We start from the raw sequence: 16,755 nt of genomic DNA on the forward strand, positions 1-16,755 counted from the left end.
GCGCCCGGTTCGAGTAGCATCCGACCCATCATCTTCGATGCCCGCGAGCCCGCAGCCCATGCACTCCCGCCCGACCACCATCGGCGTCCTCACGCCCTTCCTCGACGGCTTTTATTTCACCTCGGTCCTCAGGGGGATCCATCAGGCGGCGCAGCAGCGCGGCCATCGTGTCTTGGTGGTGCGCGGCACGCCAGCGTACGTCCAGGCGCCCTCGCTCGCCGGGGGCCAGGTGGACGGGTGGATCGTCGTGCTCGCCACGGATGGCATCGAGCTCCTCGCGCAGGCGCGCGTCCCGCTCGTCACGGTCAGCTCCTGCGCCCCCGAGGCGGGCTGTCCGACCGTCATGCCGGACAACCGCGAGGGCGTCCGGAGCGCGGTGCGCCACCTGATCGAGCATGGACACCGGCGCATCGCGTTCGTCGGTTGCATGGATCAGGACGACATCCGCGCGCGCTTCGACGGGTACATGGAGACGCTCGTCGAGAGCGGGATCCCCTTCGATCCCGGCCTCGTCTTCGACGCCGACAACAACTGGCACTCCGGCGGCCAGCGCGCCGCAGAGGCGCTCATCGCGCGCAGGGGAGAGCTCACGGCCGCGGTCGTCGCCACGGACAAGAACGCGCTCGGGATGATGTCGGCCCTCCAGGCCGCCGGATACCGCATCCCCGACGATCTGGCGATCATCGGCTTCGACGACATCACCGATGCGCAGTGGTCGACCCCTCCGCTGACGACCGTGCGCCAGCGCTTCGACGCCCTCGGAGCGCTCGCGTACGAGCTCGTGCTCGCGCGGCGCGCAGGCCAGGTCGTGCCGTCCGGGCCCGTGCTCGCGCCGACCACGTTCGTCAGGCGGCGGACGTGCGGGTGCGACCCGCTCCTTGGCTTGCTCCACCGGAAGGGCGCGGCGCCCGAGGACGACCTCGGCGCCATCGAGCGGCAGATGGTCGAGCTGCTCCTCCGCCTGCCGCTGCCGCCCGAGACGCCCCCCACGGCCGTTTGGCCCGGCGTCTCCGCCGTGATCGCGGGATATACCGCGGCGCTCGAGGGCGCCGCGCCCCCGCCCGCGGCCGAGATCGACGAGGCCTGTCAGCAGGCCGTCCGCCTCACGCCTGACGTGGAGAGCCTCATGGGGATCGCCCGCCTCCTCGGCCGGTCCGGAAAGCGACGCCGCGCGCCCCTGGACAGGGAAGCAGCGGAGTCCGCGGAGGAGCGAGCCGAGGAGTTCCAGGAGCGGCTGCGCCTCTCGCTCATGCTGGCTCGCGTCGAGACCGAGCGGCAGTTCGTCGACGAGCTCGGGGCGCTCACGCGCTCCGATCACGAGGTGAGCCTCGCGCTGCTCGGCGGCACCGAGGAAGACTCGCGCTCGCTCTCCTGGCTCGACTCGACCGCCGCCGTCTGGGGCTGCCTCGCGCTCTGGGAAGACCCGGCGACCCGCGCGCGCCTCGTCATCGCCGGCGCCTACAGCCGCGATGGCAGCCCGACTCCCTCGCTCGGCGCCGTCTGCGCGCGGGAGGACTTCCCGCCCGCCGAGCGCTTGCCAGCGTCGACCGCCGGCGGCCCGTTCATGGTGACGCTCCTGCCGATCCGCACGCTCCGCCACGACTGGGGGGTCCTCGCGATCGTCGGCCCGAGCTCGATCGAGGTCGCCGGCGACGAGGGCACCATCTCCATCTGGGGGGCGCTCCTCGGCGCCGCCCTCGAGCGGGACGCGCTCGTGCAGTCGCTCTCCGAGCAGCACGCGAGCCTCCAGGAGGCCTATCAGCGCGAGCGCGCCCTCTCGGCCGCGGTGCGCGAGCTCGGTTGTCCGCTCATCCCGCTCATGCCCGGCGTGCTGCTCGTCCCGCTCGTCGGCGAGCTCGATGGAGATCGCGCCCGGCAGATGCTCGAGCGGGTGGTCGATGGGGTGAGCCGACACGGGGCGCGCTGCGTGCTGCTCGATATCACGGGCGTCCCGAGCATCGACGCACAGGTGGCCCACGCGCTCGGGCAGACGCAGCGCGCGGCCTCCCTGCTCGGCGCCCGCGTCCGCCTCGTCGGCGTGCGGCCCGAGCTCGCGATGCGCCTCGTCGCCCTCGATATCCACCTCGGCGATCTCTCCAGCCACCAGTCGCTGGCGTCGGCGCTCGAGGACCTCGCGTCGACAGGAGTCCCCTCGCTCCGCACGAGACGGAATAATGCGGCGGAAGCGCCGCCGCGTTCGTCGCGCAACGCGACCTCGGATACGGGGCGTCGCGGAGGATGGGAGTGACGCTCGGCGCGTCGCGCTGAGCGCGCGCGCAGCGCCGTGGACCGCCCCACCCACTGCGCGCCGCCCACGCTGGTCTCGTCTGGGGCTGAGCACGTCTCGAACGTGCATGTCGTCTCCCACGGTGCTTGTCGAGCGCGCAACATGCGCGGGACATCGCGAGATGTTGCGAGATGTTGCGAACTCTTCAACGATGTGCCGTGTCTACCCGGGCCCCGCCCGCGCTGGACAGGGGATTCGCCGCCGGGCGATACTCGACCCATGCGCGTCGGTGACGTCGTCGGGGAGCGGTTCGAGCTGTTCGCGCTCGCCGGCTCCGGCGGCATGGGGGAGGTTTACCGGGCGCTCGATCGGGAGACCGGCGCCACAGTCGCTCTCAAGGTGGTGCTCGGGGCGGGCGCGCACGAGGCGCGGTTCGACCGGGAGGCAAGGTTCCTGTCGGAGCTCTCGCACCCTGGGATCGTGCGGCACGTGGCCCACGGGAGGACTTCCTCGGGGAGGTCCTATCTCGCCATGGAATGGCTCGAAGGAGAGGACCTCTCGCGACGCCTCCTGCGCGGCCGCCTGACCGTCGAAGAGACGCTGACGCTCGGCGTGAAGGTCGCCGAGGCGCTGGCGGAGGCGCACGCCCGCGAGATCATCCACCGCGATCTCAAGCCGAGCAACCTGTTCCTCGTGGGCGGGCAGATTGAGCAGGTGAAGATCCTGGACTTCGGGATCGCGCGGCGGCTCGACGCGACGCCGATGACGCTGACGGGGGTCACCCTCGGGACGCCGGCGTACATGGCCCCGGAGCAGGCGCGCGTCGGGCACAGCGCGCTCACGCCGCGCGCCGACGTGTTCGCCCTCGGCTGCGTGCTCTTCGAGTGCCTCGTGGGCGCCCCCGTGTTCGTCGGCGAGAACCTCCCCGCGATCCTCGCGAAGATCCTGTTCGGCGACGTCCCCTCGATACGCTCGCTCCGCCCCGAGGTCCCCGCCCAGCTCGACGCGATCGTCCACCTGATGCTCGCGAAGGACCCGGAGGAGCGCATCGCCGACGGCGCGACCGCCGCCGTGATCCTGAGCACCCTGCGGGCCGCCGGGGCCTCGGCGCGCGGGGCCGCGTTCGAGCGCCCCGAGGCGCTCACCTCGAGCGAGCGGCGGCTGCTCTCCGTGCTGGTCGTGGGGAGGGAGGCCACGCCGGCCACGGCCGACACCGCGCCGCTCGATCAGACGCTCGATGTGACCGTGGGGGCGCAGCTGCGGAAGGTCGTGGAGGCGCACGGAGGGCACATGGAAGCGCTCGCCGACGGCTCCGCCGTGGTCGCCATCGTCGCGGGCAGGGACGCGACCGACCAGGCGTCGCGGGCGGCGCGCTGCGCGCTGGCGCTCCGGAAGCTGGCCCCGACCCGGCCGATGGCACTCTCGACGGGCCGGGCGCAGCTGGCGAGGCAGCGGCCGGTGGGGGAGGCGATCGACAGGGCCGCGCGGCTGCTCGACGTGTGCGAGGCGAGGCGGGCCCACGCGCGGCAGCCCGACCCGGGCGGGCCGTCCATCGCGATCGACGACGTGACGGCGCGGCTGCTCGGCGCGCGGTTCGAGGTGTCCGGCGAGGGCGAGCGGAGGGAGCTGCACGGCGAGCGCGACGTCGCGGGGAGCGCCGGGACGCTGCTCGGCAAGGCGTGCGCGTTCGTCGGGCGGGAGCGCGAGCTGCTCACGCTGACGACGCTCTTCACCGAGTGCGCCGAGGCGCCGATCGCCCGCGCCGTCCTCGTGACGGCGCCCCCCGGCATCGGCAAATCCAGGATCGCCCACGAGTTCACGCGCGCGGTCCGCGCGCACGACGAGCACGTCGAGATCTGGACCGCGTGCGGCGATCCGCTGCGCGTGGGCTCCGCGTTCGGCCTGCTCGGGCAGGCGATCCGTTGCGCGTGCCGCATCCAGGACGGCGAGGCCGCCGCGGTCCGCAAGCAGAAGCTCCTCGGGCGCGTGGCGCGGCACGTCCCCGGCCCCGATCGCGAGCGCGTGGCCGTGTTCCTCGGGGAGATCGCCGGTGTCGAGCTCGAGGGCGAGGAGAGCGCGCTGCTCTCCGCGGCCCGGGGCGACGCGGAGACGATGGGGCGGCAGATGCGCCGCGCCTGGGAGGACTTCCTCGCCGCCGAGACGTCGGCGCGCCCCGTCGTGCTCGTGCTCGAGGACCTGCACTGGGGCGATCTGCCGACCGTGCGCTTCGTCGACGCGGCGCTCGGCTCGCTCGGCGAGCAGCCGTTCTTCGTGCTCGGGCTCGCGCGCCCCGAGGTCCACGAGATGTTCCCGGCGCTCTGGAGCGGGCGCGCGCTCAACGTGATCCACCTGACACGGCTGCCGCGGAAGGCCTGCGAGCGCCTGGTCCGCCACGCGCTCGGCGACGACGTGGACGCGGAGACCGTGGCGCGCCTCGTGGCGCACGCGGATGGCCACGCGTTCTACCTCGAGGAGCTGATCCGCGCCGTGGCCGAGGGGATGGACGACGCGCTGCCAGAGACGGTGCTGGCGATGGTCCAGGCGCGGCTCGGGGCGCTGGACGGCGAGGCGCGCAAGGTGCTGCGCGCGGCGAGCGTGTTCGGCGACGTCTTCTGCAAGGGGGAAACAATTTCCACACGCAAAAACAATGCTGAGTGGTTTCGAGCAGTTACCCGCTGTGTGCCCGGCATGGGCGGCGGCTAGCGGGCGGACGCCGTCGAGGCTGCACGCGGGCCATCGGAGCGCGCCGGTGCGGTCCTGGGGATCGCGGATCATCGGGGGCGCGGTTCGGAGCGTGGTGCGCCTGGGCAAGAGTTACGGCGGCGCCGAGCCGGACGCCGGGAGCTTCCGTCGTGCACCGCTGCGACGCCCGGAGGCAGGGCTCCCGAGTCGAGTGCGTCGTGCCCGGTCGTCGCCCGTTGCGATCGCAGGGGTGCAAGCCGCTCGTGGTCGTCGCACGGCAAGATCGTGTGCCACGCGGCGCGGCCCGCCCTTACCGCGCGGGTACCGTCGATCGAAGACGCGAGGCTGGTCAGCGGCGTGATCGAGCGCTTGATCCGTTTGCTCTCCCGCTCCCCTAGCCGGAGTACCGCGCGCGGTGATCGAGGTGATGGCGCTCCTGGGCGATCTGCAACGCATGCGCGAGGTGATCGGCTTAGGCGCGGCTAAGCAGCTCGACGACCCCGAGAGGCCGCCGGGGCAACAGCGGCGCCGACGTCGAGCAGCGGAGCGGCCTGCGGGATCGTCCGGGCTGCGGCCCCGCGGAGCCCTATCGGGCCATCCGTAGCCGGTCTCATGGCTGCCCGCCGATGGGGCCACGACGTGTGACGGTCGCGCCGACGCGAACGCGCGAGCGACGTCGTGCAGCTCCAGGCGCGTGAGCGCTAGCGCGTCGCCGGCGCCGACCGCGCAGGCCACCGTCAGGCGCCGAACTCGCGGGCGGCGTGGCCGCGCGAGCGATGTCATCCCGCGCCACGCGCGTGGCCGTCACAGCGCCGGTCACCGCTGCCTGCGCGCGGCGCCGCGCTGGGTCGGGCTTGCAGCCGACACGCGCAGCCCGGGGCGCGTGGCCGGTAGCGCGCTCTCGCGGCGGCGTGGACAGGCAGCGGGCGCCCGCGGGTCGACACGCGCTGGAGCCGCGCAGGTCGCTGCGCGCCGGCGCACGCTCTGGACGGTACGACCCACGTCCGTGGCGGTGTCCTCGTCTAGATTCCGTTTGACGCCGATCCCGTGATCAGAAGAATGGCCCACGTCGCCACGTTGCTCGTGTGTTTCGGACGACGGGGAGAGAGACGATGAGGACGACAGACCGGCAGATCTCAGCGTCAGCAGTGTTCGCTCTCCTGCTCAGCGTCGTCGTTCCGACACAGGCAGACGCATCCGAGCTGAGTGCCGGAATCAGCTTCGGGGGGATCCAGGCCGGCACCGTGACGCGCCTGGCGGTGAGTCCGCACGCGGGAATATCGTGGCGCATCAACGGCGACATCACTTTCAATATTCACGATCTACTCAGTATTGTTCCCCCAGTCCAGATAGGTGGGTCCGGTGTCTACAATAGCACCATTGCCGCTCTCGGATACAGCTGGAAGAATGGCGATTTTAGCGCTGGCCCATCCGTTGCGTTCTACTTCATGCCGGCTTGCGGAAGCACATTGTGTGGGCACGTCGCCGGGATGGCTGTAGGCGCGCATGCGCAGACCAACGCGTACGTTGCAGGCCCCCTCGGCGTGTCGGTGAGCGCCAATGTGGATTGGGTCGGCGGGAGCAGCCTCGTGCTCCCAGGTTACGTGTCCGTGATTGTCGTCGTCGGCCCCGTGCTTCGATGGAGTATAAAATGAACGCAAGAATAATTCTGTTGCCGATTCTGGCTGTCGCCATCTACACGCTGGCGGCCTGCAACTTGACGGTAGGAGACTGCTATCCCATCGAGGAGTGGGTGAAGGGCGAAGGTGCAGGTGGACCAGTCGGGCCGTCCGTTCCTGTCTATACCTCCGTCGCGTCGGGGGACTTCGGGGCGGAGCCGCCGAGCGGACCGGAGTACGGCAGCGAGCGCAAGCTCCAGTGCAACAAAACGGACGACGAAGACGAAGACGAAGACGAAGACGAAAGCCCGAGCGACAGCTCGGAGAGGCCGACAGCTAGCCCGACGAGCCCGCCAGATCCCTGCCAGCAGAGCGGCACTCCGACCATGGGGTGCGCAAGTAAACGGTTCGGCCCGTCTGATTTCAAGTTTGTCACGATCGTCGCCTACGACGGGACCGTAGCAGGTGGTTGGCAGGAGGCAAAGTCAGGATTGATCATCTACCTAGAAGATGGCGTAGCAGCGTGTTTTCTTCGCATTGGGATGCCGATAAGAAATCACCTTTGGGGGGCTATATCGGCTGACAATGCGGCAATGTACAGCGCTGAAGTGACAAATATGGTCGCAGGTGAGATGGAGAGGACGGGTCGCTTTGCGCTGCCACCTGGCATATTCTGCTCAGAGTTTTTCACGAACGTAAAGAATATGTTCGCGGAACAATACAAGAAACTTGGTGTGGTGGTCAACAAGTCATGAAGCACACGGTCGGTCAACTACTGGAAGTAGTCTACCGGTATTTCCCCCGTGGGATCGGCGGTCCCGACCCGAACCAATTTTGGCAGGACGACTCCCAGCGCGAACAGACTGAAGAACACGCTCGGCTCGTCGCTGCGCGGATCCAAGCATCGAAGGACGAACGCTGGCATGCCATGCGACGTCGCATATCAGAGCGATTCCCTGACGTGCTACTCATGGACCGATCACTTCACCTGCCCGCCGGAGCCTGTGACGCGTGTTATTCGTTCACGGTCGATCTGCCGAACGCACCCGACCGTCGAACGCTTTGGTTTCACGTAAGTTTTCTGGCTCCGTACTATGTCGTATACAGCTATCGCATGATCGATCTCGTCAGGCCGCCTGCCGGCTTCGTGGTTCCGTATGGTATCAATTTCTCCATTCCACGAAGTGCTCTGGGGCCAGAACTCGTACTGAACCCATATGATGAGAGGCTACATAGCGCGACCGTCACCCGGCATGAGCTCACCTTCGATTTGGCGCCAGACGAGCGGCCTTGCGCGACGTGGATCGCCCATGACATCGAGTCGACCTTCGGTTGCGAGCCCATGCCACCGGAGGTCGGTGCCACCCTCGTGCCCGGCGTGGTGGTTGGCATGCGCGGTGCGACGTTGTACGATTGTCTTTTTACCATAGATAGTCAGTGGGTGGAACCGTCGCCGCCAGAGCGAGGAGCGGTCGTGACGCTCGACCCGAGTAGCTTGACAGAACGGTTCATTACGGTGCTTACCGTGCTCCACGCGCACTACCAGATAGGACTACTGCTCGATTTGCCCAGAATGATTCAGCAGATGCCGGAGCCATATCGACAGTCGTTTGGGCTCTATTGGTCGGCGTCTACAGACGGCTTCCTGCACAAGGACAAGATGCTGGAGGAGCTTGCTCGCATGCGTCCGCACGACGAATCGCCGAAGACTCTCCGCGCCATGGCGGCCAAGCGCGAGCTCGAAGCGCTGGTCGCTTCGTGGGACGGTGAAGGCGAGCCGCCGGCCGCCATGGTCGCTTGGGCCTCCAGCTTCCTGGCGAGCTGGCCCGTGGACTCGGTCGCCGATCTCCGCGCCGATCTCCCATGACGTGACTTCGGCTATTCAGGAAACCGCAGCGTCTTGTGGGCCTTGCCGCTCTCCCCCACCGTCGTGCTGCCATCGTGGTTCCAGCTGGTGCCGCCCTTGCCCGGCTGTCCGGTCTCGATGGTGACGCCATCGAGCGTGAGCTGGTCCTCGTCGAGGTAGGCGACGCCGATCGAGTCGCCGCCGCGCCCCGGGCCGCCGTAGCCGCCGGGCCCTCCTTGGCCGCCCCGGCCGCCGAAACAGGCGGCGAGTTCATCCCCGAGCGTTCCGCCCGGTGCGCCTCGGCCGCCTATGCCGCCGCGCTGGGGTTCCCCGCCGTCGCCGCCATTGCCGCCAAAGTCCGCCGTGATCTTGGTGTCGCGCACGGTCACCCGGGCGTGAAGCGCGATGACGCCGATGGACGGCGGTGCGTTCGCTCCCCCGCGGCCTCCTCGGCCTCCGCAGCCACCGGCCCCTCCCGAGCCGCCTGCTGGGCCTCCCTGGGAGGCCACACCGCACACGGCGAGCCCGCCCCAGCGACCGCCGCCGCCGCCGCCGCCCTGGCCCGGCGTGCCCCAGGTCCCCTCGGCCCCCGTGTCGCCCTCCCATCCTGTCTCGGTGAGGCGCCCGCTGCCCTTGCCGGGCGCGCCCTGCGTCCCCGGAGCCCCCGGGCCCCCCTCGGATCCGCTGCTGCAACTGACGTTGTCCCGCTCCCCGATACCACCGCGTGCGGGCGGCAAAAGGTCCGCGGGCTCCCCGTCGCCTCCATCCTCGGCGCTGTCGGGCAGCCCATCGCCTCCCTTGCCACCGATGCTCGTGAGCCCGCTCTCGCACCGGTTCACGGCCGCAGGGCCGCCGGCGACGACAGCCGCCGAGCAAGCGTCCCCACCGAACATGCCATCCGGTCCGGTGGGTTGCGAGGTCTGCCACTTCTCGCCTGCCTCCCCTCTCAGTCCACCGCGGGCGGAGATCTCGCTGCGAAGGATCTCCACCGCGGTGCTCGACTGAACGAGCACTCCGACCTGGCCCGCCGACCTGACGTAGAGATCGGCGAGCGTCGACACCCCGTCCGCGGCCCCCGTGTCCTCGGGGCCCGCGGGCTCGACGATCACCATGGGGCCGAAGACCCGATCGTGCGTAAACGTGGTCTGCGGGCGTAGAGGGTCGCGGTCCCATCTCCTGCAGTGGAAGCCCCCGAGGAGATCCACGCCGGAGGGCACCCGGATCTCCTCCACGACGAATCCGTCGTTGCAGAGGAACACGCGCCCTCGTCCAGCGCGCGCGAGCTCGACGGCGCGCGCGACGGTGTACACCGGCTTCGCCTTCGTGCCGGGGTTCCTGTCGTCGCCGAAACCGTAGTTTCCGGCGAGGAACACGCCGCAGCCGTCGTCGAGGATATCGGCGGCGACGTGCTCGACGCAGACCGACTCGGGAGGCGGCTCGTTCTCGCACGAGGTGCCTTCACACGGCGTCACGCCAGGGTCGTTTACGCCGGGAGCAGTTCCGCAGCCAGTAGCCCACGGCGACAACAGAAGGACGAAGGTAGCAGCGGTGGTCTTCCTCATGGGCCTCTCCTGACGTGCGCCGCCAGCACAGGGCGGTTCATTGAGGCGGCTCCGGGTCTGGCGCATCGAACCGGTACCAGAACTGCGCAGTCCCATCGTTCCCCTTGCCGAGCGGGCGTTCCGGGGTTGAATTGCCGCCGATCCCCCCGGTGCCGGCTTGTCCGGGCGAGACCGTCGCCTTGTACCCAAGGGTCACGGTGGCGCTCACGGAGCCGATGCCGAGCGAGTGGCCACCGAGACCGCCGCCGGCATCGCCCCCGCGGCCGCCGTTGCCGCCACCACCGCCGGCGCAGCCTCGCGACCAGTCGGGCCCAAGACTGTGCCCACCGTGGCCGCCGTCGGGGCCTAATCCTCCCCACTGGCCCGTTCCGCCGACCCCACCATTGCCGCCCTTGGCTCCGAGGACCTTGCTGTCCTCGACCGTGAGGTCGCTTCCCTGCAAGGCCACAATCCCGATGCTCGCACCGCCGTAATCGCCCCCTTTGCCCCCCTTGCCACCGCAGCCGCCGCTGCCCCCCGATCCGCCGGCCGCACCGCCCTGGGGCCGACCCGCCGGACACGCGTTCATGGGGTCGCGCCCTTTGCCACCGCCACCCCCGCCGCCACCCTGACCGACGCCGCCCGGCTTGCCGTTCTCCCCGCGGGGGCCGACCCATCCCTCGACGCCCAGGAGGCCGGCGCTTGCCGCTCCGGCAGCGCGGTCCGCGTCGGCGCCGTCTCCTCCGCGGCCCCCATCCGCGCACGGCATGCTGGACGCGCCGGTGCCAGCCGAGCCGCGATTGTCCGGAGTCCCGACCGGCTCCGGCAGTCCTGACGTCCCATGGTCACCCGTCTCGAGGCCTCCATCGCCCCCCTGGCCACCCGTCGACTCGATCCCCTCGCCGCACACGGTCACGACCGGAAGGGCGCCCGGCGCCATGTTCGCCGTACACGCATCCACGCCGTCGTTCCCCACCACGCCGGCATTCGCACGGAAGCTCGGCGCGTCCTCGCCCGGCTCTCCGTCCTTGCCGTCGCCTGCGAGGATCACGCTCGACTGCACGATCGCCCTGGCCCCATGCTCCAGGATCATCGCGATCGACGACTTGCCATCCCTCGCGGAGGCGTCGGCCGCCTCGACGCGCACGCCGAAGATCACCGACGTCGCATCCTCCTCCGCGCTGACCGCATCGTCGTCCCCCCCGAGGACCCGCACCGGGATCCCCACGGGCGGCGCGATGACGGTCAACACGTTCTGCTCGTCGAGCGGCCCTCCATAGGACCAGGCGCCGCCGGCACACAGACGGCCGCCCCAGATATCGACACCCTGGGGGAGCGAGATGGCCTCCTCGAACAACCCGCCGCACGCGTACACGCGCCGGGTCGGCGCCTGGCCGTTGCGTCGAACGTGCGCGGCGAGGCGGATCGCGCGTTGCAACGTCCTGACCGGCGCGTCCTTCGTGCCGGGGCTGTTGTCGATGCCCTCCTCGCTGACGAACACCCCGCACTTGTCGAGCGCTGGCGCTGTGCCGGGCTCTCCCGCGCACGGGTCGGGCGTGTGCTCCGGATCGGGAGCACACGCCAGCTTTTCCGAGCAATCATCGGAATAGGCAGCGCAAGCTGTCAGCGTGCTAGCTCCCCACACGCAGACTGCGAGCGCAACGACCGACGTCACGGCGCCTCGGCCTGCCAGCGAACCCATTCTCTTGGCCCCCCGCGTGCTCACCATGCCCCCTCGATTCGCGCGCCGATTTCGTTCCCATTCGCCACGGGCGATACGTTGACCCGGTCATGAGCCGGCTTGAATCTCAGGAAGGAGAAGTCCGTAAAGAACGATGCGACGGTCACAGCACCGACGACACCGCCCGTGATCACCGTGGCCAGACCGGCGCGGCCGAACATGTTTCGCGCGTCCTGCAAGCGGGCCAGCTCGCCACACGGCGAGTTCCGAGGCGCTTGCCAGCACATCGACGCGCTCGATGACGGCTCGCTTTGGAGCCGATCCCGCCGGGCGCTCAGATCGTCATCGAGCTTGCCCGCCCGGACGAAGAGGATGGTGCCCACCGTCACGCTCGCCGTCGTGACGGCGATCCCCGTGATGCGCAGCGTCCCCGGCCAGGAGGCCCACGGGCTGGGAGCCTTCGCGCGCGCAGCGGGCAACGTGCGTAAGGCGGGCGGCGTCGCTGGCGCGGTGTCCTTCGTGCTGCTCGCCTCCGTGGCGCTCCCCGCCGCCGCAAGGGGGCACTCCAGCGTCATCTGGTGCTCTGCGCCCACCACGCCGAGGAAACCCTGAAACGCGTCTGCGTGGCCCGGTGCCCGAGCCCGCACCATGACGTGTTTGCCCGGCTCGAAGAAGAGCGTGTAAGTGCGCGCGGTCCTCCCGATGCGCTCGCCACCGATGAGCACCTCGGCGTCAGGCGGATCGACCGAGAGCACGAGCGTAGCGACGCGCTTCACTGCCTCGCGCTGTCCTTCCTCGAATCGCCGCTCGAGCGCGTCCGGCAGCGCTTCGCGCTGTTCGAGGCTCTTGGCAAGGTGCTCGGCCGCGTCGCGGTACTTGTGCAACGCGACCTCGCAAAGGCCGAGCTCGCCGGCGATCTCCGCCCGCTCTCGCTCGGTGCTGGTCGTCGGGTCCGCGGCGTCGAAAGCAGCCTTGTAGGCAGCGTATGCCTCGCTCCACCGCCCGGCATTGCGCGCCCTCTGACCGCGGCGAACATGGTCCTTCACCGATGAACTGTCGTTCGGTCCCGCCTTCGGGGTGGAGATCGGCGGCGCTGGCAGACTTCGTGAAGTCTGTTGCGCCTTCGGCGGGACGTCATCAGCGCTGGCCGAGGTCGAGAAGCCCGTTGCGGCCCCGAGCGTGAGAAAAATCGAGAGCGAATGCGCAATGCGACGCATCCAGTGACGGTACATACACCGGTCCTTCGGCGTCAACCGGCAGAAACCGCGACACCTCGGCCGTTTGGGCGAGAATTCGCGGTCGTATGACGGAATGTGCTCAGCCGTCCTCGCAGGTCCGCTTCCGCGTGGACGAAGGTGTTACCTTGGATCACATAATCCGACCCAAATTGCTCCTCGGTTCTTTTTTGTGAAGCAGCTTGGCCGGCTCAAGTGTGCTGCTTACCGTGGACAAGCCAGCGTCCGTCTCCCCCGGCTTCGAGCTCTTCCGGCGCCTCGCCCGGCGCCACGGTGTGCCGGAGCGAAACGCCGAGGATATCGCTCAGGAAGCGCTGCTGCGGGGGCTGGAGGCCGACAAGCGGCTCGACCCGGGGCGAGATCCAGCCCCGTACCGCGTCACGATCGCCGTCAACCAGGCGCGCAATCACGTCCGTGACGCACGCCGCCGCGGCGAGGTGCTGACGTCGTTCGATGAGTGCGAGATCCGAGACGGGTGCCCCACGCCGGAAGAGCTGCTCCGGACACGGCAGCGGGAAGAGTTCGCGCGGGAGCTGATAGACCAACTCGATCCCAAGTACCGGGATCTCGTGATCAAGCACGATCTCCAAGAGGTCCCGCTTGCCGAGATCGCCACCGAGCAGGGACTCCCGCTGGACACGGTGAGGACGCGACACTGGCGGGCGCACCAGGAGCTCAGGGTGCAGTGGGATCGGTGGCAGGCGCAGCAGCACTCTGAGGGACGGGACGCCAGCGTCTGCGTGCCGCTCGCGCTGGGCTTCGGCCGTCGCGCGTCTTGGGTGGCTTCGCTGCGCCGTCTGGGCGTGAGAATCCTCGTCCAAGGCGCGCTTGCAATGCTGACCGGCGCGCTGGTCTCCTCAGCGTCATCGTTGCCCGACCCGGAATCGTGGCTCGGGGCGGCGGCGTTCCGCGGCCCTGCCACCTCGCCCGCAGCGCAGGACGCCGCGGCGTTCCTCGTGCGAGACAGCGCGCCAGGCACCGCGGCGCCCGCCGGTGGCGAACGCGCGCACGGCGCCGCGGCGCCGGCCGCGTCGATCGCGCGCGAGATCGCGTCGCCCAGGGAGCAAGGAAGCGCGCAGGTGATGGCGAGCAGCACGGCCGCCCCCTCAACCACGACAGATCGCCGGCCCGCGTCTCCGGCGAGCCCCGTTCGACCGACCGGCGCGGAGCGCGAGCGGAGCCTGATCGACCAGGCCCGAAGGGCCATCAAGGCCCGCAACGTCACGGCGAACGTCGAGGCTCTCCGGCTGCTGAACACCCACGCGCGGGAGTTCCCCCGTGGGCGGCTCGTCGCCGAGCGCGAAGCACTCCTCCGGCAGCTTCGCTGAATCCTCGGCTGTCCTTCGGCAGCTAGCAGGCGGTGCCCCTGGTGATGTCTTCGGACAGCACAAGGCCGAGATCCGCCTTGTTCCAGACAAGAACGTTCACGTCCAGGAGACGAAACGCGATGGATAGGATGGAGGATCTACTTGGTGCGATGTGGCTCGTCTCGCCGCTCGGGCTCGCGATGATCGCATGCGTCGCGATCGGCTTCGCGGTCACCGCGCGCGAAGCGCTGGGACGGGAGCGGGGGCTTCGCGAGGCGCGCGAGCAGGCGCATGCTGAAGAGGAGGCAGCCCTCACCGATGCGAAGGCGCAGGCAGCGGGGGAGCGTGACCGTTACCGGCGCCTCCTGGACTGTCACGTCGATGCGGCGCTCGCCGAGCTGAGAGACGCCCGAGGGCGCCCCGTCCCCTGGCCGGGAAGGGTCCTCGAGTCGTTCTGCGCGACGACGCCTTCGTGGAGGAGGAAGCTGGCCGAGTGCACGGGGTTGGAACCGAGGGAGGTGGAGCGGCTGCTGAGGAGCGACGTGCCCATGACGCCCGGCCTCGCGCGGCAGCTGGAGACCTTCACCGGCACGCCGGCGCGGTACTGGGAGCGCCTCTGGCGGCTGCACGACGACCGCCGGACGGACGAGGAGGATACCGTGGTGATCCAGGTCGGCGAGCCCGTCACCGAGCGCGAGAGCTCGGCACGTCCCGCGTCGTCGCCGGCGCAGAGCTCGACACCGCCGACGGTACCTCCCCGCGCGCTCGACGTTCCCCCTCCTGTGGTGCCGTCTCCCGAGCTTGCGGCCAGGAGCCCGCGAGCGAAGCTCCCGCCGCCTCCACTGCCGCGGCTTCGGTCGCCGCTCGCTGTCCGCGCCGCCACAGGGACTGAGCCCGCCCGGCGCGCTGCGACGCTGACGAGCTTCCCGGTACAGCGTGATGAAGGCGGGCCGGGTTGCCCAACAGCTGAGGATTGGGAGGACGTAGAGCGCTCTCCGCTGAACACGACACTTCCGGGAGTAGGGAGCCATGGGTGAGCGCAGCCGTGCCTCGCATTCATCATAGGGTGTGATTTCGCAAGGGGGGGTAAAGTCATGGATTGTCCGGATGAAGGAAAGCGCGCTGCGGCGTACGCGCGCTTGTTTTGCCCGATGCTGGTTCGTGCGGTGTTGCTCTGGTTGGAGAGGATGGGGGTCCCTCAGTGCCAGCGTGGCGACGTCGCGGGCCAGGTCTGGCTCAACGCCTGCGAGAGCTGGCCCAGGTTCGATCCGAAACGCGGCAGGCCGGAGCGCTGGTTGAACGCGATCACCGTACACGTTGCCTCCCACTACCACGAGCGTGCGCGAAAGCGCAGGGAGGAGTTGGTCAGTTCGATCGAGGTGCTTGATCCAGCGCCAGATGCTGCTGCTGTGATGGAGTCCGACAACGTCAGGGCCAGCACCATGGATGCAGTGAATGAGCTCGATCCGGTGCTGCGACTCGTTCTCGTGGCACACGATTTAGGCGGAGTTTCGATGGTCCAGATCGCCCAAGATGCAGGGCTGCCCCTCTCCACGCTTTACAGGCGACGCGCACGGGCCATCGGTGAGTTGCGTAATATCCTTATGCTTCGGGAAGCCGGCGAGATCTCTTCGCGGGGAGTGGGACTGCAATGAGCGTCAAGGGCCTGGTTGTTCACTTCCGGCGCGACCTGGATGACGACGAGGCGGAGCGAATGATCGACGCTCTGATGATGCTGAAGGACGTCGCCAAGGTATCATCTGTCAAGGCCGGTTACGAAGACGAACTGAACCGGCAGCGGGTCAAGCGAGAACTGCTAAGCAAGATTGATGGGCTTCTGAGAGATGACGAGGTCCCGATCTAGCTGCCGACGAACCCGCGTCGTCGTGGTATCGACGTAAAAGGCCCGCGGTGCCGCCATCGGGCCGCGCTCGCGGGCGACGCTGGCGCCCGGACGACGTCGTGCCGCTCCAGGCGTGCGCCTCTGATCACGATGCGCGAGCCGAGCGCGGCGAATCGGCATCGTGTGGGTTCTGCGCGCACATGCCAGGGGTCGCGCTGGATTCCATTTCCACAAGACTTGGTGTTCACCGTGCGCAGTTGAAGCCGAGCGGACGCGAGGGAGCTCGGCGAGCCTGCGATGTCGGCCGGCAGCCCCATGGTCTTGTACGCGATCGACGGGTGCAGGGCCCCAACGTGGCGCCCGCGTTCAGCGTCGCCATGCGCGGCCCGGATCGGCGCGCGTGGACGTCCGCGCGCGAGGCGCCCTGGGAGACATTTTCTCGGGAGACAGTCGGAGGCGCCAGGCTGGCCGATCGCGCGCGCCATCGTCCGGTCGGCCAGGTCTGACGTGAAGGGCCGCCGCTGGCGCTTGGCCTCGCGCCCGTGACGGGCGCGGGGAGCGTGGGCGGCGTCACGGAGGCGCGCGCCGATCGCCGCGACGCCGGCCCGCTGGCGTGGCGATGTCGCCGTCCGTGCGCCAGCGTTGTCCGCCTCCCGGCCCGGCGTGGCGCCGTGGGCAGGACGGCGCTCGACGGCGTTGGCGGAGTGTTGGCGACCACGCGGCTGGAGCTACACGACGTCGCCCATGCGTGGCCGTGCCGCGCGCGGGCGGCTC

At 69.6% G+C, this 16,755-nt stretch carries 12 protein-coding genes; 9 read left to right on the forward strand and 3 right to left on the reverse strand.

The genetic code is table 11. The features are described 5' to 3' along the window. Positions 1-58: 58 nt before the first annotated feature. The 5 genes from WME97_RS12795 (at position 59) to WME97_RS12815 (ending at position 8,395) form a co-directional block, all read left to right on the forward strand. Positions 59-2,248: a substrate-binding domain-containing protein gene (locus WME97_RS12795; protein WP_437552186.1), complete on the forward strand. Its 2,190-nt coding sequence runs from the start codon at positions 59-61 to the stop codon at positions 2,246-2,248. A gap of 258 nt (positions 2,249-2,506) precedes the next feature. Further along, positions 2,507-4,930, forward strand: a complete 2,424-nt coding sequence (locus tag WME97_RS12800; RefSeq protein ID WP_437552187.1) for a protein kinase domain-containing protein — start codon at positions 2,507-2,509, stop codon at positions 4,928-4,930. Between the two features lie 1,091 nt (positions 4,931-6,021). Next, positions 6,022-6,564, forward strand: coding sequence for a hypothetical protein (locus tag WME97_RS12805; protein WP_437552188.1), 543 nt, complete (start codon positions 6,022-6,024; stop codon positions 6,562-6,564). Beyond that, positions 6,561-7,283, forward strand: a complete 723-nt coding sequence (locus tag WME97_RS12810) for a hypothetical protein (RefSeq protein ID WP_437552189.1) — start codon at positions 6,561-6,563, stop codon at positions 7,281-7,283. The genes WME97_RS12805 and WME97_RS12810 overlap by 4 nt, the downstream gene beginning before the upstream one ends. After that, positions 7,280-8,395 carry a hypothetical protein gene (locus WME97_RS12815; protein WP_437552190.1) on the forward strand — a complete coding sequence of 372 codons (1,116 nt, stop codon included), beginning with the start codon at positions 7,280-7,282 and terminating at the stop codon, positions 8,393-8,395. The genes WME97_RS12810 and WME97_RS12815 overlap by 4 nt, the downstream gene beginning before the upstream one ends. An 11-nt stretch (positions 8,396-8,406) precedes the next feature. On the opposite strand, the gene WME97_RS12820 is transcribed toward WME97_RS12815, so the two are convergent. The 3 genes from WME97_RS12820 to WME97_RS12830 form a co-directional block, all read right to left on the reverse strand. After that, on the reverse strand, positions 8,407-9,936 hold the full coding sequence (locus WME97_RS12820; RefSeq protein WP_437552191.1) for a hypothetical protein: 1,530 nt from the start codon (positions 9,934-9,936) through the stop codon (positions 8,407-8,409). Between the two features lie 37 nt (positions 9,937-9,973). Continuing rightward, a complete protein-coding gene (locus WME97_RS12825) occupies positions 9,974-11,416 on the reverse strand; it encodes a hypothetical protein (RefSeq protein ID WP_437552192.1) in 1,443 nt (480 codons plus the stop codon). Positions 11,417-11,637: 221 nt separating this feature from the next. Next, positions 11,638-12,813 (reverse strand): hypothetical protein, encoded by a 1,176-nt coding sequence (locus tag WME97_RS12830; protein WP_437555370.1) that lies wholly within the window; start codon positions 12,811-12,813, stop codon positions 11,638-11,640. Positions 12,814-13,040: 227 nt separating this feature from the next. On the opposite strand from WME97_RS12830, the gene WME97_RS12835 reads away from it, so the two are divergent. The 4 genes from WME97_RS12835 (at position 13,041) to WME97_RS12850 (ending at position 16,002) form a co-directional block, all read left to right on the forward strand. Further along, complete coding sequence (locus WME97_RS12835; protein ID WP_437552193.1) at positions 13,041-14,159, forward strand: RNA polymerase sigma factor; 1,119 nt, start codon at positions 13,041-13,043, stop codon at positions 14,157-14,159. Between the two features lie 128 nt (positions 14,160-14,287). Continuing rightward, a complete protein-coding gene (locus WME97_RS12840) occupies positions 14,288-15,175 on the forward strand; it encodes a helix-turn-helix transcriptional regulator (RefSeq protein WP_437555372.1) in 888 nt (295 codons plus the stop codon). A 57-nt stretch (positions 15,176-15,232) separates the two neighbouring features. Next, positions 15,233-15,793, forward strand: a complete 561-nt coding sequence (locus tag WME97_RS12845) for a sigma-70 family RNA polymerase sigma factor (protein ID WP_437552194.1) — start codon at positions 15,233-15,235, stop codon at positions 15,791-15,793. Continuing rightward, positions 15,790-16,002 (forward strand): hypothetical protein, encoded by a 213-nt coding sequence (locus WME97_RS12850; protein WP_437552195.1) that lies wholly within the window; start codon positions 15,790-15,792, stop codon positions 16,000-16,002. Before WME97_RS12845 ends, WME97_RS12850 begins: the two co-directional genes overlap by 4 nt. The last annotated feature ends 753 nt before the right edge of the window (positions 16,003-16,755 follow it).

The organism is Sorangium sp. So ce367, assembly GCF_051520455.1.
GTDB lineage: Bacteria > Myxococcota_A > Polyangia > Polyangiales > Polyangiaceae > Sorangium > Sorangium cellulosum_B.